Raw genomic sequence first — 18,904 nt, 5'->3', positions numbered from 1 at the left:
CCGGTCCGCCCCTGGGTCCGTGCCCCGGGTGCCGCGCTCGCGCCGCTCGGCTTCGCGCGCGGCCACGGCTTCCCGGTCGGCCCCAGCGCCTCCCCCGGTGGTCTCGACGGGCTCCTGGGACGGCACGGTCGTGGCGTCGTTGGGGGCCTGGCCGGTGTCGTCGGGGTCGGCGACGGTGAGCGAGTGCACGCCCGCGGCGTCGACCAGGGCGCGGCCACCGAGCTCGACGCGCAGGGCCCCATCGTCCTGCACCTGTACGTGCGCGCCGGTGAGTCGCACGAGCTCGCGGGCGGCCACATCACGACGGACATCCCGGCGATCGGCGGCCCGGTCGGCCTGCGCCGCGTCGGCGCGGCGCTGCTCCATCTTCGACCGGCGGTCCGCGGAGGCGATCTCCTGAGCGAGGGAGTCGACGCGCCCGGCGGTGGCCCGGATGGCTGCCACGGATTGCATCCGCAGGGTCTCCAGGCGGTCCGCGGTGCGGCTCAGTTCGCGGGCGGCGTCGCTGGTCGCCGCCACCGCGACATCCACCGGGGGCGCGGGTGGGCGGGCAGCGGCGGTGGCCGCGTCGACCACTGGCGCGGCCGCGGCCACGACCTCGGCCCGACGGGCGGTGCCGCTGTCCCGCGCGAGGGCCTGCTGCTGGGCGGCCTGCTCGGCGGAGCGGGTCAGCTCGACCCTCTGGTCCCGCTGCCGATTGCGGCGGCGGCGGGCGGCCTCCTCGAGAGTTTCGACGGCGGAGGTGGACCGGTTGGCCTCGGTGAACACCCGCTCGAGGGTGCCGAACGTCTGCCGGCGCGCCTCCAGCTCACCGACGGCGGCGTGCGCGTCGAGGGCTTGGCGGTCCAGGCTGGGGCGGACCCGGCCGGCGTCGCCCGAGCCAGGCGTTTCCGCCGCATCCTGCGCCAAGATCCGGGCTGCCTGGGCCGCTCCCGCCGCGGCGATCGTGGCGCCCGCGGCCGTCGCCAACGCGGTCGCGGTGGGCTGGGTCCGCAGCGCCCCGGCCGGTGAGCTGCTGGTCCCCCCGCCGCGCACCGCCTCCAGCCAGCGCTGCAAGCCGGGGCTCAACCCGCGGCCGCCGTCGGGCACGAGGGGGCCTAGCGACAGATTGGCGCTCATGACGTCTTCACCGGGCATCCTTTCCCGGGCACTCCCGAGGTACCGGGACCGGACCCGGCGGCTTCCCATCGGCATCCCCGCGGGCGACTTCAGCACACCGCAACCCCAGGCCGTAGGGGCGCAACACCGGACGGAGTGGGATTGCACACGGGTATTGAGCGGTGGTTGCGTCCAAGCGCCATGGCCCCACGGCGCTAGCATCGCCAGGGGCCGACCGATCGTCGGCGCCACGCCTGCCCGCAACCCCTGGAGGCACCAGTGCCCGAAGCAGTCATCGTCGCGACCGCCCGCAGCCCGATCGGGCGCGCGGTCAAGGGGTCCCTGGCCTCCATGCACCCCGTCGAGCTGTCGCGGCAGGTCATCGCCGCTGCGCTCGACAAGGTGCCCGCACTCGACCCGCACACGATCGACGACCTGTACCTGGGGTGCGCCGAGCCGTGGGCCGAGCAGGGGTCGAACATGGCGCGGGTCGTCACGGTGCGCCTCGGCCTGGACGACGTGCCGGCGAGCACCGTCAACAGATTCTGCGCCTCCTCCGTCCAGACGAGCCGGATGGCGTTTCACGCCATCAAGGCCGGCGAGGGCGATGTGTTCGTCAGCGCGGGTATCGAGTGCGTCTCGCGCTTTCCCGACCTGAGCGGCACCGGGCTGTCCCGAGAGGGGTGGCGGGCCCCGGCGTTCGCCGACGCGCAGCAGCGCAGCGCGCAGATCGCCGCTCAGAACCGCACCTGGACCGATCCCCGCGAGGAGGGTCTGCTGCCCGACGTGTACCTCGCGATGGGCCAGACCGCCGAGAACGTGGCGACGCTGCGAGGGGTATCCCGGGAGCGACAGGACGAGTGGGCCGTGCGCAGCCAGAACCGCGCGGAGCAGGCGATCGCCGACGGCTTCTTCGCCCGCGAGATCGCGCCGATCACCCTCGACGACGGCACCGTGATCTCGACCGATGACGGGCCGCGCGCCGGGGTCACCCTGGAGAAGATCGCGCAGTTGCAGCCGGTCTTCCGCGAGCACGGCACGGTGACGGCCGGCAACTGCTGTCCGCTCAACGACGGCGCGGCCGCGGTGGTCATCATGAGCGACATCCGCGCCAAGGAGCTCGGCCTGACGCCCCTGGCGCGCATCGTCTCGACCGGGGTGAGCGGGCTCTCTCCGGAGATCATGGGCCTGGGACCGGTGGAGGCCAGCCGGGAGGCACTCAAGCGCGCCGGCATGTCGATCGGCGACATCGACCTGTACGAGATCAACGAAGCGTTCGCCGCGCAGGTGCTGCCGTCGGCCGACGACCTCGAGATGGACGTCGACAAGCTCAACGTGCACGGCGGCGCCATCGCCCTGGGCCACCCGTTCGGCAGCACCGGCGCGCGCATCACGACGACGCTGCTCAACGGCCTGGCCTCCCGCGACGGACAGTTCGGGCTGGAGACGATGTGCGTCGGCGGCGGTCAGGGCATGGCGATCATCCTCGAGCGGCTGAGCTGACCCCGGCGGCCCGCCGACTCCGCCCAGCACCACCGAGCACAGTCCCGCGCCACGGGACACAGGCAAACCCGACCGGACACACGGCATCGGGTGTGCTCAGTCGGGTCAGGCCGTGTCCCGTTGCGCTGAGGTGTGTCCCGCTCCCGCGGGAGGTCACCCGATGTCGCGGCGCAGCGCGGCGAGCTCCGCGGCGATATCCACGGTCGGCTCCGCAGTCGGGGTTGCCGCCCTGGCGGCAGCGAGGTCGTGGGTGGTGACGATGAGCTGATCGATGACCACGGCCGGGCCGAGGTCGGGGAGCCGGTCGCCGGTGAGGCTCGGCGCTACGGCCTGGTCAGCGAAGCGCTGAGCCAGCGCGTGTACGGCCGGGACGCACCGGAGCGCCCGGTCGAGCGGTAGCTGTTGCCACCGCCGAGCCAGGCGCTCCAGTTCTCTCCGGGCCGCGGGCGGCACCGGATCATCGATCATGTCAGTCGCGGCCCTGCAGCTGCGCGAGCAGGCGCAGGATCTCCAGGTACAACCAGACGACGGTGACCAGCAGGCCGTGCGCGAGCAGCCAGCTGTACTGCTGCGGCAGCTGCGCCTCGACCGCCCGGTCGATGGAGTCGAAGTCCATGGCCAGGGAGTACGAGGCCAGGCCGACGGCCAGGATCGAGATGCCGATGGAGATCGGCGAGCCGAAGCCGAAGAAGCCCCAGCCCTCGTTGGCGCCGAACGCCCAGGCCGCGACGAAGTTGGCCACCGCGAAGATCAGGTAGCCGAAGATCGCCAGCGTGAAGATCCGGCGGGACTTGCTGGTCACCTTGACCAGGCCGAACTTCCAGCCGGCGAACATCGCGACGAAGACCGACAGCGTCGCCACGACGGCTGTGGTGATGAGCTGGTCGCCGAACCGGTTGCCGTACACCGTCGTCACGGACCCGACGAGCAGGCCCTGGAAGACGGCGTAGGCCACGATCAGCGGCACGCTGATCGTCTTCTTGAAGGCGATGAAGAGGCCGAGGCCGAGGGAGCCGAGGATCGCCGGGAGGATGATGACGGGGCTCATGGCCGGCACGACGAACGCGACGGCGCAGGCGACGACGAGCATGATGCCGAACAGGCCGAGGGCCTTCATCACCACGTCGTCGACGGTCACACGGCCGGCCTGCACCGCGCTCGCGGACGGCTGGTTGTACATGTCGTTGAGCTGCTGCGAGCTCATGTCCTGCGGCTGGCCGTACTGCCCGTACTGGGGCTGCCCCTGCTGCGGGGTCTGCCGGGGTGCCTGGCCTCGCGAGTCGAAAGTCGCGTAACCCCCGCTGCTGCTGACTTTGTCGATGCGGTCGAAGACCGGGTTACTCATGGGGCTGATGCCTCTCCGAAATCGGGTCGCCGATGGGCGATCACTAAACGTGTCTGACGTATATGACGCCGTGGCGGTTCCCGGCATTCCCGCCGGTGACCCGTCACTGAACTCGCGGAACGCGGCTCCGGTCGTATCCCCGACGGGACTCGAACCCGCACTGTGTCCATTTTAAGTGGCCTGCCTCTGCCGGTTGGGCTACGGGGACACACCCACGCTACCGGGCACGGGCACCCAATCCGAGCGACGCTCAGCCTGCCGCGGTGTCCATGGCCAGGGCGATGGCGGCGTCGAGCATCTCCTGCGTGAGCTTGCCGGTAAAGGTGTTCTGCTGGCTCACGTGGTAGCAGCCGACGAGGCGCAGCGGGCGTCCGTCGGGCAACCTCAGGTCGGCCACGGCGCCGTGGCCGAAGCGCGGTGCCGGCCGGGGCACCTGCCAGCCCAGGCGGCGGGCGGCACCGAGAAACGCGGACCAGCCGACCGAACCTAAGGCGAGCACGGAACGGAGCCGGGTGTCGGGGCGGGTCAGCAGGGTCAGCTCGCGGTCGAGCCAGGGCGCGCAGGTGGCGCGCTCGGCGACGGTCAGTTTGTTCTGCGGAGGTGCGCAGTGCGCGGTGGCGACGAAGCGGGCTCCGGTCAGTTCGAGCCCGTCGCCCGCCGCGATGCTGCTGGCCTGGTTGGCCAGGCCCGCCCGGTGCAGGGCGGCGTAGATCCAGTCGCCGCTGCGGTCGCCGGTGAACATGCGGCCCGTGCGGTTGGCGCCGTGGGCGGCGGGCGCCAGACCGACGATGAGCAGGTGCGGATCGGGGTCGCCGAACGAGGGCGCGGGGCGCCCCCAGTACGGTTCGTCGCGCCAGGCGGCGCGTTTCTCGTGGGCGATCCGTTCGCGCCAGGCGACCAGGCGCGGGCAGGCGCGGCACACCGAGATCCGCGCGTCGAGCTGGGGCAGGTCGCCCTCAGCGGCTAGGTCCCGCACCTGCGCCGGGTCGTGGGCCACCGGAGTGCGATCGTCGGCCGGGTCGCCGGGCCACCCCGTGCCGGGGGTCACCGGTGAGGTGAAGGCTCCCCCGATGACCGGATGCGGCAGCGACTGCGGCTGGGTCACGCGCGGCTCAGGCTCAGGGCGATGCCGTCGAGGATGTCGTGTTCGCTGGTCACGACCTCGGTGATTCCGGACTCGTCGGCGACGCGGGCAACGATCCGGCCCCAGATGAGCGCGCCGGCGCCGATGACGTCGGCGCGGCCGGGGTGCATGAATCCCAGGCTGCTGCGCTGGGCCACGGTCGCGCGGACGATGTCGTCGCAGGCTTCAAGGATGCTCTCGACGGGCAGCCGGCTGCCGTGGATGACGTCGCGGTCGTACGTGGGGAGGCGCAGTGCGTGCGCGGCGATGGTGGTGACGGTGCCGGCGAGACCGACGAGGGCGTTGATCCCGGTGAACCCGACGGCCTGCTGAGCCTGGGTGATCACGACATCGGCGGCCGTCGTGGCGCGCTCGATCTGCTCGCGGGTCGGCGGATCGGCGAACGCGAAGCGCTCGTGGAAGCGGACGCAGCCGATATTCGTCGAGATGGCCGCTCCGACGTCAGCCTGACCGCCGCGCAGGTCGCCACGGACGAATTCGGTGGAGCCGCCGCCGAGGTCGACCACGAGGTAAGGCCCGGGGACACCGGCAGCACCGGCGAGCTCGCCGGTGCTGCCGGTGAAGGAGAGGAGGGCTTCTTCGGCACCGGTGATGACTTCGGGGGCGATGTCCCAGCTCGCGAAGGCCGCACGGACTCCGGCGACGAATTCGTCGGCGTTGCGGGCGTCCCGGGAGGCGGAGGTGGCCACGAAGCGCACCCGGTCGACCTCCAGTTCGGCGCACTGGTGCGCGTATTCGCGGGAGCGGGCCAGGGTCCGCTCCATGGCTTCGGGGGTGATGGCCCCGGTCGCGTCGATCCCCTGCCCCAGGCGCACGATCTCCATCCGCCGCACGACCTCCGCGAGCGGCGCTGGGTCGGCCGTGGCGGCAGCATCGGCGGCGGGGACGTCGGCGACGAGGAGGCGGATGGAGTTGGTGCCGCAGTCGACGGCGGCCACGCGCATGAGGGGGTTCTCCTTCGGTCGATCGGCCGGGCACCCACCGGGCGGCCTGCGTCCGAGCCTACGCTTGTGTGGTGTCTGACTATGGGGCTCCCATTCCGCCGCTCGAGCCGCGGCCCGATCACGGGCGCGGCCAGGGTCACGGCCAGGGGCATGATCCGCAGCCGCCGGCAACGATGGAGGAGCTGCGTCGCATCATCTCGCAGCAGCAGGCGGACATCGCCAAAACGCGTAGCCGGTCGGGGTGGATCCTGGTGGTCGCCACCCTCGCCATGTTCGGGGCCTGCGGCACCAATTCGTCGTCGTCATCGAGCCCGCCGGACACCACGCACGAGATCCAGCAGTTGCAGCAGCAGGTGGAGCAGTCCCGGCAGAGTGTCGATGAGTTGACACAGCAGGTCAAGGAACTCGAGGAGCGCCTGCCCGCCCCACGCCCCTCCAACTGAGCGCGGGTCAACCGAGCACGCGTCAGACGCAGGGCTCGCCCCGCCACCAGGGGTCGAGGGCGGCGATGACTTCGTCGCCGAGGGGGTTGACGCCGGGGCCGGCGGCGAGGGCGTGGGCCGCGAGCACGTGCAGGCATTTCACGCGGGTGGGCATGCCACCGGCGCTGATGCCGGCGATCTGCGCGACCTCCCCGAGGGCCGCGCGGCGGGCCAGGTAGTCCTCGTGCGCAGCCCGGTAGGCGGCGGCCAGGTCGGGGTCGGACTCCAGGCGCGCGCTCATGTCGCGCATCATCCCCGCCGACTCCAGGGTGCTGATCGCGCCCGTCAGGCGCGGGCAGGTGGCGTAGAAGGTCGTGGGGAACGGGGTGCCGTCCGGCAGCTGCGGCAGCGTCGTCAGCACGTCGGGACGCCCGCACGGGCACCGGTGGCCGACCGCCGCGACCCCGCGAGAGGGCCGACCGAGTTGCGCGCCGACGGCCGCCAGATCGTCCGGGTCGGCCGGGCCGCCATCCGGCGGGCCAGGAGAGGTGGGATCGCTCACCGGCCACCCGTCGCCGTGCCGGTGCCTGTGGCGCCGCCCGTCGACCCGGAGGTCGCCCCGCCCGTCGCGCTGGAGGTCGGGCCCGTGGCCCCACCCTCTCCGGGAATGGCGGTGGGGTCGCTGCTGCCCGGCAACACCCGCTCCCCCACGGGGGTGAGCGGCACGGCCTCGTCGACGTCAGGGCGGTCGGCGATGACGATGGAGTTCCACATGGTGCCGTACCAGGGGATGGTGTCGTCGCCGACGTTGGGCACGACGACGCGCGACCGGCCGGCCAGGCCGTCACCGAGCAGCTTCTCGGCGCCGATGACTTGGTAGGCCGTTTCGCCGGGGCGCACGAACTTCAACCGCTCGCGAGCCTGCTGCTCGACGTGAGCCGGGTCGTTCCAGCGTTGAATCTCGGCCTGCATGCCCTGCAGCGACTGTCCTTGCCGGGCGATCTGCTCGGTGAGCGCCGCCTGCTCGGCGCGCTGCTGCAGGTAGGCGCGCAGCGTGGGCACGATCATGATGGCCAGCAGCACGAATACGGCGCCGAGCGCGGCGAGCCGTCGGGTGGAGCGGCGACCCAGCGGCGCCCCGCTACGGGGCTGCGCCGACCCCGAATTCGAGCGACCCGACGCTGCGGACCGAGCCGACGAGGGCGCGGCCCCGGGAGCGCGGGAGGCACGACTATCCTCCCGCCGGCGGGAGCCGCCCGGTCCGGAGACGGGGGCTCGGCGCCGACGGGAGGATGAGGTGTCGGGACGACGGGTGGACGCCATGGACCTACCTGGGACCTGCCTGATCAGGGATTAGCGGATGTCTCCGCCATCCTTGCAGGGCCACCCGTCTCGCCGGTGGTGCAACGCCGTCAGGCGCCCTGGAACCGCGGGAACGCGCCGGCACCGGCGTACACCGCGGCGTCGTCGAGGGCCTCTTCGATGCGCAGCAACTGGTTGTACTTGGCGACGCGCTCGGAGCGAGCGGGGGCACCGGTCTTGATCTGGCCGCAGTTCGTGGCGACGGCCAGGTCGGCGATCGTGGTGTCCTCGGTCTCACCGGAGCGGTGGCTCATCATGCAGCGGTAACCGTTGGTCTGGGCGAGGGTCACCGCGTCGAGGGTCTCGGTCAGCGTGCCGATCTGGTTGACCTTGACCAGCAGTGCGTTGGCCGTGTCGGAGTTGATGCCGCGGGCCAGACGCTCGGGGTTGGTCACGAACAGGTCGTCGCCGACGAGCTGGACCTTGTCGCCGAGCTGGTCGGTCATCGACTTCCAGCCGTCCCAGTCGTCCTCGTTCAGCGGGTCCTCGATGGAGACCAGCGGGTACTTGTCGACGAGGCCGGCGTAGTAGGCGATCATCTCGTCGGCCGACTTGCTGCCACCCTCGAAGGTGTAGGAGCCGTCCTTGTAGAACTCGCTGGCCGCGACGTCGAGCGCGAGCGCGATGTCCTTGCCGGGGGTGTAGCCCGCCGCCTCGATGGCCTCGAGGATGAGGTCGAGGGCGGCGGCGTTGCTCTCCAGGTTCGGGGCGAAGCCACCCTCGTCACCCAGGCCGGTGGCCAGGCCGCGGTCGTGCAGCACCTTCTTGAGCGCGTGGTAGACCTCGGCGCCCCAACGCAGCGCCTCCTTGAAGCTCGGTGCGCCGATCGGCGCGATCATGAACTCCTGGATGTCGACGTTGGAGTCGGCGTGGCTGCCGCCGTTGAGGATGTTCATCATCGGCACGGGCAGCACGTGCGCGTTCGGGCCGCCGACGTAACGGAACAGCGGCAGGCCGGCCGAGTCGGCGGCGGCGCGGGCGACGGCCAGGGAGACGCCGAGGATGGCGTTCGCGCCGATCTTGCCCTTGTTGTCGGTTCCGTCGAGCGCGAGCATCTCGTTGTCGACGAGGCGCTGCTCGGTCGCGTCGAAGCCGACGATGCGCGGCTCGATCTCGTCGAGCACGGCGTCGACGGCCTGCTCGACGCCCTTGCCCAGGTACCGGCCCTTGTCGCCGTCGCGGCGCTCGACCGCTTCGAACGCCCCGGTCGAGGCGCCGCTGGGTACGGCCGCGCGGGCGGTGGTCCCGTCGTCGAGCAACACCTCCACTTCGACGGTCGGGTTGCCGCGGCTGTCGAGAATCTCCCGTGCGCCGATTTCTTCGATGCTTGCCATCGAGACACTCCTGAAGGTTGCGATTTTGATGGTCGAGGCTGATGGTCGAGGCGATGGATCGCTTGCGACTTGAGCCTAGTCCTTCGGCGGTCGCGGGCGGGGTGGGGTGCGCAACCCGGACGGGTCTCCTCAGCATGTGGACAAGGGCAAACATCGGCCGTCCCGGAGGTGGCGCCGGGGGCCACAACGGGCAGAGTGGACGGATGCGACTCAACGAGCGGACCCTGCAGACCGTCGACTCGCCGATCACGGCGGCCCTGGGGCTCATGGCGCTCCGGCCCGAGCACCGCGAGCTGCTCGATATGGCGCAAGCGGTGCCGCCTTATCCGCCGGCGCCAGAGGTGGTGGCGCACGTGGAGAAGGTCGCGAACGCCGCCGACGGGGGCGCGTACACGCCGGTGCCGGGGTTGCCGCACCTGCGCGAGGCGTTCGCCGAGGAGCTGTCGGCGGCCTACGGCGCGTCGTTGGGGTCGCAGAACGTGCTGATCACGGCCGGCTGCAATCAGGCCTTCGCGCTGCTGGCCTCGACCCTGGCCAATCCCGGGGACGAGGTGATCCTGCAGCTGCCGTACTACTTCAACCACGACATGTGGCTGCGGCTGGCCGGTATCAACCCCGTCTACCTGGAAACCGGCGCCGACCTCATGCCGACCGTCGATGCGGCGCGCGCGCAGATCACCGAGCGCACCCGGATGCTCGTGCTGGTCACGCCCGGCAACCCCAGCGGCCTGACGCTGGACCCCGCCACGATCTCTGACTTCGCCGCCCTGGCCCGAGAGCACGACATCGCGCTGGTGCTCGACGAGACGTACCGCTCGTTCCGCGACACCGACGCGCCGCCGCACGCGGAGTTCTCCCGAGCCGACTGGGGCGAGCACGTCGTGAGCCTGCACTCCTTCTCCAAAGACCTGGCGATCCCCGGATATCGCGTCGGCGCGTTGGTGTGTGCGCCGGCGGTACACCGCGAGGTCGCCAAGCTGATGGACTGCGTCGCGGTGTGTGCGCCGCGCATCGGCCAGGAGGCGGCGTGGGCGGGCCTGACGACGGCCGCGGCGTGGCGACGGGAGCGCAGTGCCGAGTTGGCGGAGCATCGCGCGGCGTTCGCGGCGGCGATGGCCGACTCCCCCGGCGGCTTCGAGGTCGTCGCGCAGGGCGGCTACTTCGCGTGGGTGCGCCACCCGTTCACCGGCACCCCCTCCGATGAGGTCGCGGCCGAGCTCGTGCGCCACGAGAGCCTGCTCTTCGTGCCCGGCACCGCCTTCTACCCCACCGACCCCGGCGCCCTCCGGTTCAGCCTCAGCAACCTGCCGCCCGACCGCCTCGACGAGCTCGTCGCCCGCCTCCACGGAGCCGGCGAGCGAGCCCGCTGACGTAAGGGGCACGTCAGCCGGGCGCGTTGCCCGACAGCACAAGACCTAGGTCACATTGAAGTCTGTTTGGACCGACGATATCCTCCCTGCCAAAGGCTGCGCCTGACGCGAATTTAGTTGGCGCCCAAGCAGATTCCTTGTGCCCGAGGGGGCGACGTGGCGGAGGACAAGTGGCGCCCTCGGGGAGCCACAGCGCGCGCGGTCGAGGTCGATGGGCAACCGCCACCCAACACCCACTACGTCGTAACGTGCTCCGGGGTTGCCTACGCGTTCGAGGACGCCTCGTGGGCCGCCTTCGGGCGCGACGACGACGCATGCACCATCGTCGTGTGGGAGTGCCTTCGCAGCACCGAGCTGTCGCGGATTGCGGGAGTGCTCTGGTGCATGGACGGCGATCTCTGGGTGCGTAACCTCTCGGCGACCCACGAGTTGATCGTGCATGGAGACGCCCTCCCGGTGCAGTTGCCACCGCGTACGGGACCCCGCGGAGCGGCCTGCAGCGTCGGGCACGGCGGAACAGTTGGCGCACCCAGCACAGGCGCGTGGGGTATCCACGTCAGCCGGGTCAGCACCGACGACGACAGCCACGAGACCGCGGCCACCCTCGGCACCTTGACATTGATGCGCCCGCCCCCAGCGCTCCTGCAGACCGCCGTCGCGATGTGCGAGCCCCTGCTCCGACGCGGAAGTCGGCCGGCCACATATTCGGAAATCGGCCAGCTCACCGAAAGCAAACCCCGCACGGCCCGCGACCGCGTGGATCGGCTCTTGGCGTACTACTGCGACCAAGGTATCGACCGACTGTGGCGTGGAATGGACCGCGAGGAGTCGAACTACGCGCCGCTGGCTCGCCTCCTGGTCTATCGCTCGATAGTCACCTCCACCGATCTCGCGCTCCTGAAGCCAACTCGTGCCAGTTCGGAGATATTCGATGCCGAACGAGGATGACCGACTCCTGCCGGACGGCTTCACCTTCCGAGAGTCCCTGAGCCTAAGCGGCACCACGTCGGTCGTGAGAGCGCGATCGGCCCGGCACGGCGACGTGATCCTCAAGCGCTGGAGGGCGCCCTTGGGTGACGCCGTCGAACGAGCTGCTCTCGAACGGGAGGCGCGCCTGCACGAGAGCCTCTCGCCCGACGCGGCCCCCCACCCCAATATCGTCGCTTTCGTCGAGGCATCGACGGATGAGGAGTTGCCGTGGCTCGCTACCCGACCCGGAGGCGCACCGCTTGCCGACGTCCTGGCTAAGCGCAGACTGGGCCTCGAAGAGGCGCTGCGAATCTCGCAGGACATTCTCGGCGGACTGACAGTCCTCCATGAACGCCACCTGGTCCACGGCGATCTGACGCCGCGCAACATCCTCATCTATAACGGCCGGGCAACTCTGTGCGATCTCGGCCTGGCCGGAACCAGCGGAGCTCTGCCCACCGGGCGCCAAGTGGGCACGCCGGAGTACATGGCACCCGAACTCCTGGCCGACCTCCGACGGGCCCCCGACACCCGAAGCGATGTGTTCGCTGCGGGCCGACTCATCGGTGAGATTCTGAGCGACCACGTTCTTCCGCAGAGGCTGGAGCAATTGATCTACACACGGGCTTTGTCGGCCCGGCCGAGCGACAGGCCTCCGGATGCCGGAGCTCTGGCGCGGGCCTTTCAGATCGTCGCCCCTCTGCCTCGGCGTCGGCCCGCGCGACGACGAATACCGGTTGCCCTCGCCGCGATGTCGGTGACACTCGTGACCCTGGCGGCATGGTGGTGGAGTCACGAACCCTCGCAACCCATGGTCGAAACGACAGACGGGACCCGGACGATGAGCCCGATCACCCCGGCGGGCCGCGACTATGTCGCGGAGAACGAGTCGGTGTGGATCGTTCAACGTTCCGGCACCCGCGCCTACGAGATCGATGTCAACCCCGCCACCCTCGACAGCGACCGACGTGGCTGGAGTGCGCTGGTGGACCTCGGCTTCGGGCCGTGCGATGAAGGCCAGGAGTTCGATGTCTGGGCCTTCGCCCTTCCTGACACCTCCCCCGTGGCACAAGAGGCCATGGAGAAAAAGGACCACGGCGGCGACTTCAATGATCTCCCCGCATTGCCAGTCGATGGGCGACTGCTTGGGCATGCGCGAGTCACCATGACCAAATTTCAGGGTAGCCATAATCGCTGCCCTGGCGTTACCCAAGAACTGGTCTCTACTCCACTGGAGTAGCTGCCCAGAGACCGAACGCTAGACTTTAGGAATCTTGAGTTCGACATCACGCAAGGTGGACGTCTCCGCCCCCCATAGATGCACGTGAGTGCTGTCACGGGACGACCACGCGTAGTTCACGCGCTGCCACTTACCATTGCAGGTCATGGCCCCTTTTGCCACACCTGTCGCATTCCCGCCACGCTCCGCCCGTCGGGTAATCGCCATCGTCCAGGCACCCTTGTCGGCGGCGGGTCGACATCGATAGTCGATATACCCGTCCTTGGCTTTCCAGTCACAGGTACGCAGCGAGTATCCGTCTGCACTGTCGGTGAAGTCATAGGTGCCATGCACCTTCGGCACCTTCACAGTGTACGGAGTCGGGTGTGTATGCACGCTATTCTTGATGTTGCGACACAGGTTCGGCTGCGACTTTACGTAGGTGTACTTATCGCCGGCGCCGTGCGCGGAGGCCACCCCCATCGGCAGAGGCAGAGCCATCGCCGCTGCGATGGCAAGTACCAGGCGCTTCGTAACTCTCACAACTCATCCTTACTGGTAGGCCGGGTGCGACAGGACGTCTCCTGACGCGCGCAGCCTGGCAGCCCACCGACTCGATGACCATGTCAGACCCTGACACCCCTGGTCGCCCCTCGCCAGCAACAAGTGGTTCGACACGAATGACACCCCCTGTCATTGACGTCGCGAAGCGCCGCGGACTCTTCTTGTGGTCGACCAATCAATCACAGTGAGGGAGAGCACGATGCACATCATCAAGAAGGCCGGCCTGGCTACCGCGGCCCTGGCTTTGTGCCTGGCGCCGCTCACCTCGGGCGCTCAAACAAGTCACGCGGCCTCGACCGCTCAACCGAGTCAAACCGCTGCAATCAGCAATCATCCGACGCGAATCGTGCCGCCCAACAAGAAGGACTGCCGCCGGTACATCACCTGGACGGCGTCGAAGGGAGAGTACTGGCTGCCTGGACGCATGTGCCTGGTCAGCACCGCCAAGTACAGCAGTTGGCTGGTCTTCCAGGAGGACGGCAACCTCGTACATTACGGCGGTGATCCGCTGCGCGCGATGTGGTCTTCCAACACTCACAATAAAGGCGCCAGCCGGCTCGCCTTCCAGAAAGACGGAAATGTCGTGATCTATCGCGGCACCCGCGCCCTCTGGTCGACCAACACGTGGGAGAAGAACCGCCCCCGCAAGGAGCGGTTCTCGTTCGGCATTCCGGACCGTGATGGCACTATTGACTCGGCCACCGTCGTGCTCATCGAGAACCCCGTCATGCGCGGCGGGCGGCCGACCTTCCAGGGCCGACTCCTATGGCGCAGCTACCCGCGTTAGACGCCGCGCACCCTTGACATCCCAAGTGCAGAACGCTCACTCTGACGCCCCCTGCGCGAAGCCGGCCTCCAGCTCGCGCAGGGTGGCGCGGAGAGCTGCGGCCGGATCGTGGCCGTCGAGGGCGCAGGTCAGGGCGGTGGCCAGCAGCTGGGAGCCGGGGTCGGCGGCGGCGGCGAGGCGCTCGGCGGCGGCGCGAACTTCGGCCTCGCGGCCGGCGCGCACCAACCGCGAGGCGACTTTGGCGGTCCGCTCCAGCGGGGGTAGGCCGGAGGGGATGCCGTCGAGCACGCCGGTGCGTTCGGGCTTCTCGGCGGCCTTGATCGCGTCCCAGTTGGCTTGCACGTGCGCGGCCGAGGGGGCGTGCACGTCGGCGAAGACGTGCGGGTGCCGGCGGCGCAGCTTGGCGACGATGCGCGCGGCGACGTCGTCGATGTCGAACGGGTCGGTCGGTGCCTCGGCCGCCACCCGGGCGTGGAAGACGACCTGCAGCAGCACGTCACCGAGCTCGTCCGCCAACTCGTCGCGATCCCCGGAGGCGATCGCGTCGGCCAGTTCGTAGGCCTCCTCGATGGCGTAGGGTGCCAGGCTCTCGTGGGTCTGCTCGGCGTCCCACGGGCAGCCGCCCGGGGAGCGCAGCCGGTCCATGACCTCAACCAGCTCGAGCACCCCGGTGCCCGGCCCGGCCTCCGCCCCGACGATCACCATGTCGCCGCCCGAGTGGGCGCGCGCCTCCGCGGGCGTGCACAGAAAGGCCAGGTCACCGGCGAACCGCCGCAACCGCAGCGTCTCCAGCGCGTCGGGCGCGATCGGCACGCCCTGCGCCGCGAGCGCATCCGCATGTGCCTGCACCGCGGGTGAGGCGCCCACGAGATCGGCGCGCTCGATGATCTCCCACGCCTCCCGAGTCAACTGTCCGGGGGTCAACTGCGGATCGCAGGTCACCAACGCCACCGGCAACCCGTGCGCGCGTGGCGTCAGGAAGTCGTCGCTCACCAGCTGCCCTTACGGGGTCGGCGCTGCACCGTCGGCGGCGGGCACGATCCAGTTCTCCTGCACCGGAACGACGCCCTCACCCGGCTCGAACGCCCCGTACCGCGGCGACACCTCGATGTTGGCGGCCGCCATCTCGGTCTGCACCACGGCAGCGGTTTGCTGGTCCAGTTGCTGCTGCGCCGAGATCGCCTGCACGAACTGCACCGTCGGATCGGTCACCTCCGGCACGTCGCGGCCCAGCAACTCCTTGACGCCCTGCTCGGAGAGGGCGCGTGCGCCGAGGGCCTCGAGGACGAACGGGCGGGCGACCAGCACCGAGACGATCTCGGTGCGCGAGGGTGCCTGCGCACCCTGCACCTTGGCGAAGTCCGCGGCGATCGCGTCGAGATCGGACTCGTTGATCCGCTGCCCGTCGACGACCGCCGCGACACCCGGACCGGGCATCGAACCGCAGGCGGACAGGGGCAACACAACGGCAGTGGCGAGCGTTAACGCGGCCGCCACCCGGGCCACACGTGAGCGGGAAACCTGCACAGGTGATCTCTCCTTCGGGCGTGACCGGACGGCGCAAAGACCGAGCGGCGACGATGCGGATGCTGAGTCGCCAGCCATTCTCCCGCACCGGGCCCCGCTTTGGGCCACCGCCTCCGGGCGCGCCTTAGATCGACCCAGCCCTGACCCAGATCGACCCAGCCCCGAGCCCGCAGTCCGGGCAGCTCGACGCCACATCGGAAACCCGAGGCGGCACCCTCGCCCGCAGCGCCCAGGGCGGCAGTCACATCCCAGGCTGCATCCAGCTATCGCTCAGAAACACGAGACTCAAGTATATCCGGCACCTGGGGGCCGCCCGATTTTGCTGTCGCCCAACGAGGTTCATGAGCCCCGGCAGATTAGGTAAAGCGACGGTCAAGTGACGCACGTCAAACAACCTCACCCCACGCAAGTGCGGGCCGATGGGGTCTGCGTCCCGCAACCTCCCCCATAAAGGTCGTATATGCGCCCCCAGTCCCTCAGCAGGGCGGTGCCGGTTGCTATTGCCGCCGGTTCGTTGACTGCCGCAGGAGTTGTTTTCCCTATCGCCACTCAGTCCAGCGTGGCAAACAATGCGAATATGTCCCCTATTCGCATCAGCGCCGCCCCGGCGGCGATTACCGATAGCTCCGGAACGCGGTGGGAATCGCGCCGCGGCTTCACCGGCGGCCGGTACGCCGACTCCTACGTCACCGGCGAGACCATCAGCGGCACCGGTGACCAGGGCCTCTACCGGCACGAGTTGGTCGCCATGACCGGATTCAGCCAGGCCGTCCCCGCCGGCAACTACCGGGTGACCCTCAAGATGCGCGAATACTGGTGGAGCAACGCCAATCAGCGCGTCTTCCACGTCGACGCCGAGGGCCGCCGCGCGCTCTCCGACATCGACATCGTCAAGGCCGTCGGCAAGCACCGCGCCTACGACCGAAGCTTCGACGTCACCGTCAACGACGGCCGCCTCGATCTGGCCTTCCGTAATGTCACGGACAGCGCTCTGTTGTCGGCATTGGAAATCGTGCCGTTGCCTTCGGCCCCGGCCGTGAATGAATACCACATGACGACCCGCCCGAGCGCGCTGACCGGCGAGGACGGCACCCGCTACGCGGCCCGGGCCGGCTTCGAAGGGGGCCGGTTCAACGACTCCTATCGCGCCGGCACCAGCATCAACGGCACCACGCAGAACTCCGTCTACTACCCCGAATGGGTGTTCATGACGGCCTGGCGGCGGCCCGTCACCAATGGCACCTACGACGTCACGCTTAAGATGCGAGAGGCCTGGGCCACCCAGGCCGGCCAGCGGGTCTTCTCCGTGAACGCCGAGGGTCAGCGAGCGTTGACCGACGTGGACATCTTCAAGGCCGTGGGTCGCGACAGCGCCTACGACCGCACGTTCCGCGTGGACGTCAAGGACGGTCGCCTCGACCTGGACTTCTCGGCGAAGGCCAATGGCGCGCTGGTCTCCGCGATCTCAGTGAAGCCGGTGAGCAGCAGCGTCGTGACCCCCAACCCCACGCCGAGCCCGAACCCGACCACCCCGACGCCGACCCCCACGCCGACGCCGACGCCGACGCCGAGCCAGACTCCGACGACCCCGCCGGCCCCCAGCACGCCGCTGCCCCAGGGCGTCGGCGGCCAGTGGAAGATGGCGATGCAGGACGAGTTCAACGGCACCAAGTTGGACACGGCGGTCTGGACGGCCCACCGCGGTCTGGAGCCGTGGACCTACGGCCACCCGTACAACTCCAGCCTCGACGACTACGCGTTCGACCCCTCCCGGGTGGCAGTGCGAGACGGCAACCTGCGCCTGTCGTGGGACCGCACGCCGATCACCGTGAACAACAGCTCAGCGCCGTACACGACGACCTACCCGTACACCGCGGGCGTCGCGCACACCGGTAAGGGCTTCGCGTTCACCCACGGCTTTGTCGAGGCCCGCATCTGGGTGCCCGAGACCCCCGGCCTGTGGCCGGCCTTCTGGATGCTGCCGACCCCCGTCGACAAGGAATGGCCGCCGGAGATCGACATCGCCGAGATCATCCCCGACGACACGCCGGATGGCCTGTACAAGCCGCACTTCAACTACCACTGGAAGGACGCCGCCGGCAACAACCAGCAGGCGCACTGGAAGTGGTACGGCGAGGCCGGTAAGAGCGCGGCCGGCACCTGGCACACCTACGGCCTGCTGTGGGAGCGCGGCAAGCTGCAGGTCTTCTTCGACGGCAAGCCCGGCCCCTCCTACTCCGGCGCCTCGGTGACCAACAACCCGATGTACGTCGTGCTCAGCTCGGGTGTGCGTAAGGGCGCCAAGCCCGCCAACGGCACGATGCTCGTCGACTACCTGCGGGTCTGGCAGCGTCCCTGATCCCGCACCGCACCACCGACGACGACGAAGAATCGAACGGGGCTCGGCAACCGCCGGGCCCCGTTCGCATGCCGGCTAGCGGGCTGGTGTCGTCGACTTCGCTCCTGCCCGGCGAGCGCCCTGCGGCAGGCGGAACATGATGCGCCGCCGCACCCCCCAGGCCCACCAGGCGACCGGCGAGGCGACCTTGGAGATCAACCGGTCTCGCGTCGCCAGGCCCCATGCAGGGTCGCCGATGGTGCGGCGCATGAGCTCGCGGTTCTCCTTCTCGTTGCGCTTCTCGTTGCGTTGCGAGTGCGCGGCGTGGCCGATGCGGAAGGCGGCCAGCGCCTCGTTCTGGCCCAGCAGGTCCCCGCGGCGCAGCAGGCGCAGCCACGTGATCATGTCGGAGGGGTAGGCCAGGTCGGCACCCCAGCCCCCGACCGCGTCGTAGTCGGCGCGGCGGAACATCACGCAGGCCGGCTCACCGATCGGGTTGATGCCCCACCGCGCGAACCGCCGAGCAACGCGGCGGCCGCTGTGTCGCCCGAGAAAGCCGCGCAGCCCGACGGGGCCGATCCGCGCGTCGTGGTCGTCGATGAGCACCCGCCGGGAGGCGACCAGGCTGATGTCGCGGTGCTGCGACAGGAGTTGCGCCTGGCTGGCCAGCGCGCCGGGCAGCAACAGGTCGTCCGCGCACAACACCTTGACGAGATCGCCGCGGGAGGCCGCGACGGCGGCGGCGAAGTTGGCCGTCAGTGGGACGGTCTCGGCTTGGCGGACCACACGCAGTCGCGGGTCGTCGTAGCTGGCGAGGATCTGCGCGGTGCCGTCCGTGCTAGCGTTGTCGACGACGACGAGTTCGAAGTCGACGCCGCGCTGCTCGAACACCGAGTCCAAGGCAGCGCGCAGGTGTGGCTCCCCCTGGTACACAGGCATGCAGACCGACACGGCCACCACGGCGTCACCCCTCCCGGC

The 18,904-nt window shown here is 69.9% G+C and carries 19 protein-coding genes and 1 tRNA gene; 7 read left to right on the top strand and 13 right to left on the bottom strand.

Annotation, left to right across the window (positions count from 1 at the left end; all coding sequences use genetic code 11):
- On the bottom strand, positions 1-1,119 hold a 1,119-nt coding region (locus tag KILIM_RS00380), incomplete at its 3' end, for a FlgK family flagellar hook-associated protein (protein WP_006590611.1).
- A gap of 258 nt (positions 1,120-1,377) precedes the next feature.
- On the opposite strand from KILIM_RS00380, the gene KILIM_RS00375 reads away from it, so the two are divergent.
- On the top strand, positions 1,378-2,601 hold the full coding sequence (locus KILIM_RS00375; RefSeq protein WP_006590610.1) for an acetyl-CoA C-acetyltransferase: 1,224 nt from the start codon (positions 1,378-1,380) through the stop codon (positions 2,599-2,601).
- A 153-nt stretch (positions 2,602-2,754) separates the two neighbouring features.
- Here KILIM_RS00375 and KILIM_RS00370 read toward each other — a convergent pair whose 3' ends face one another.
- From KILIM_RS00370 to KILIM_RS00350, 5 genes are all read right to left on the bottom strand, one after another.
- A complete protein-coding gene (locus KILIM_RS00370; protein ID WP_006590609.1) occupies positions 2,755-3,069 on the bottom strand; it encodes a hypothetical protein in 315 nt (104 codons plus the stop codon).
- A 1-nt stretch (position 3,070) separates the two neighbouring features.
- Positions 3,071-3,946 (bottom strand): Bax inhibitor-1/YccA family protein, encoded by an 876-nt coding sequence (locus KILIM_RS00365; protein WP_006590608.1) that lies wholly within the window; start codon positions 3,944-3,946, stop codon positions 3,071-3,073.
- 134 nt (positions 3,947-4,080) lie between these two features.
- Positions 4,081-4,154 (bottom strand) — tRNA-Leu (locus KILIM_RS00360).
- 42 nt (positions 4,155-4,196) lie between these two features.
- On the bottom strand, positions 4,197-5,051 hold the full coding sequence (locus tag KILIM_RS00355) for a uracil-DNA glycosylase (protein ID WP_006590607.1): 855 nt from the start codon (positions 5,049-5,051) through the stop codon (positions 4,197-4,199).
- Positions 5,048-6,034 carry a Ppx/GppA phosphatase family protein gene (locus KILIM_RS00350; protein ID WP_006590606.1) on the bottom strand — a complete coding sequence of 329 codons (987 nt, stop codon included), beginning with the start codon at positions 6,032-6,034 and terminating at the stop codon, positions 5,048-5,050. Before KILIM_RS00350 ends, KILIM_RS00355 begins: the two co-directional genes overlap by 4 nt.
- A 71-nt stretch (positions 6,035-6,105) precedes the next feature.
- Here KILIM_RS00350 and KILIM_RS00345 point away from each other — a divergent pair, with 71 nt between their 5' ends.
- Positions 6,106-6,477, top strand: a complete 372-nt coding sequence (locus KILIM_RS00345) for a hypothetical protein (RefSeq protein ID WP_157551363.1) — start codon at positions 6,106-6,108, stop codon at positions 6,475-6,477.
- Positions 6,478-6,499: 22 nt separating this feature from the next.
- Here KILIM_RS00345 and KILIM_RS00340 read toward each other — a convergent pair whose 3' ends face one another.
- The 3 genes from KILIM_RS00340 to eno all read right to left on the bottom strand — a co-directional run bounded on the left by KILIM_RS00340 (position 6,500) and on the right by eno (position 9,152).
- Positions 6,500-7,018 carry a DUF501 domain-containing protein gene (locus KILIM_RS00340; protein ID WP_006590604.1) on the bottom strand — a complete coding sequence of 173 codons (519 nt, stop codon included), beginning with the start codon at positions 7,016-7,018 and terminating at the stop codon, positions 6,500-6,502.
- A complete protein-coding gene (locus tag KILIM_RS21900) occupies positions 7,015-7,779 on the bottom strand; it encodes an FtsB family cell division protein (RefSeq protein WP_083875796.1) in 765 nt (254 codons plus the stop codon). The genes KILIM_RS00340 and KILIM_RS21900 overlap by 4 nt, the downstream gene beginning before the upstream one ends.
- Positions 7,780-7,868: 89 nt before the next feature.
- Positions 7,869-9,152 carry a phosphopyruvate hydratase gene (gene eno, locus KILIM_RS00330; protein WP_006590601.1) on the bottom strand — a complete coding sequence of 428 codons (1,284 nt, stop codon included), beginning with the start codon at positions 9,150-9,152 and terminating at the stop codon, positions 7,869-7,871.
- A 203-nt stretch (positions 9,153-9,355) separates the two neighbouring features.
- Between eno and KILIM_RS00325 the strand changes: the two genes are divergently transcribed.
- From KILIM_RS00325 to KILIM_RS00315, 3 genes are all read left to right on the top strand, one after another.
- On the top strand, positions 9,356-10,522 hold the full coding sequence (locus KILIM_RS00325; RefSeq protein ID WP_006590600.1) for an aminotransferase: 1,167 nt from the start codon (positions 9,356-9,358) through the stop codon (positions 10,520-10,522).
- A 156-nt stretch (positions 10,523-10,678) separates the two neighbouring features.
- Positions 10,679-11,470, top strand: coding sequence for a hypothetical protein (locus KILIM_RS00320; RefSeq protein ID WP_006590599.1), 792 nt, complete (start codon positions 10,679-10,681; stop codon positions 11,468-11,470).
- On the top strand, positions 11,454-12,731 hold the full coding sequence (locus KILIM_RS00315) for a protein kinase domain-containing protein (RefSeq protein WP_006590598.1): 1,278 nt from the start codon (positions 11,454-11,456) through the stop codon (positions 12,729-12,731). The genes KILIM_RS00320 and KILIM_RS00315 overlap by 17 nt, the downstream gene beginning before the upstream one ends.
- Positions 12,732-12,749: 18 nt before the next feature.
- On the opposite strand, the gene KILIM_RS23790 is transcribed toward KILIM_RS00315, so the two are convergent.
- The gene (locus KILIM_RS23790) at positions 12,750-13,253 is read right to left on the bottom strand and encodes a hypothetical protein (protein ID WP_006590597.1); all 504 of its coding nucleotides are present in this window, start codon (positions 13,251-13,253) and stop codon (positions 12,750-12,752) included.
- A gap of 220 nt (positions 13,254-13,473) precedes the next feature.
- Here KILIM_RS23790 and KILIM_RS00310 point away from each other — a divergent pair, with 220 nt between their 5' ends.
- On the top strand, positions 13,474-14,061 hold the full coding sequence (locus KILIM_RS00310) for a hypothetical protein (protein WP_006590596.1): 588 nt from the start codon (positions 13,474-13,476) through the stop codon (positions 14,059-14,061).
- 36 nt (positions 14,062-14,097) lie between these two features.
- On the opposite strand, the gene mazG is transcribed toward KILIM_RS00310, so the two are convergent.
- Together mazG and KILIM_RS00300 are read right to left on the bottom strand one after the other, a co-directional pair.
- Positions 14,098-15,054, bottom strand: a complete 957-nt coding sequence (mazG, locus tag KILIM_RS00305) for a nucleoside triphosphate pyrophosphohydrolase (RefSeq protein ID WP_006590595.1) — start codon at positions 15,052-15,054, stop codon at positions 14,098-14,100.
- A gap of 9 nt (positions 15,055-15,063) precedes the next feature.
- A complete protein-coding gene (locus KILIM_RS00300; protein WP_006590594.1) occupies positions 15,064-15,588 on the bottom strand; it encodes a hypothetical protein in 525 nt (174 codons plus the stop codon).
- 577 nt (positions 15,589-16,165) lie between these two features.
- Here KILIM_RS00300 and KILIM_RS00295 point away from each other — a divergent pair.
- Positions 16,166-17,947: a malectin domain-containing carbohydrate-binding protein gene (locus tag KILIM_RS00295; RefSeq protein WP_006590593.1), complete on the top strand. Its 1,782-nt coding sequence runs from the start codon at positions 16,166-16,168 to the stop codon at positions 17,945-17,947.
- A 75-nt stretch (positions 17,948-18,022) separates the two neighbouring features.
- On the opposite strand, the gene KILIM_RS00290 is transcribed toward KILIM_RS00295, so the two are convergent.
- A complete protein-coding gene (locus KILIM_RS00290; protein ID WP_040561749.1) occupies positions 18,023-18,865 on the bottom strand; it encodes a glycosyltransferase family 2 protein in 843 nt (280 codons plus the stop codon).
- Positions 18,866-18,904 lie beyond the last annotated feature (39 nt).

The sequence above is a fragment of the Kineosphaera limosa NBRC 100340 genome (assembly GCF_000298215.1).
Lineage (GTDB): Bacteria > Actinomycetota > Actinomycetes > Actinomycetales > Dermatophilaceae > Kineosphaera > Kineosphaera limosa.
Note: the sequence above shows the minus strand (reverse complement) of the source record. Positions and strands in the feature narration are given on the sequence as shown.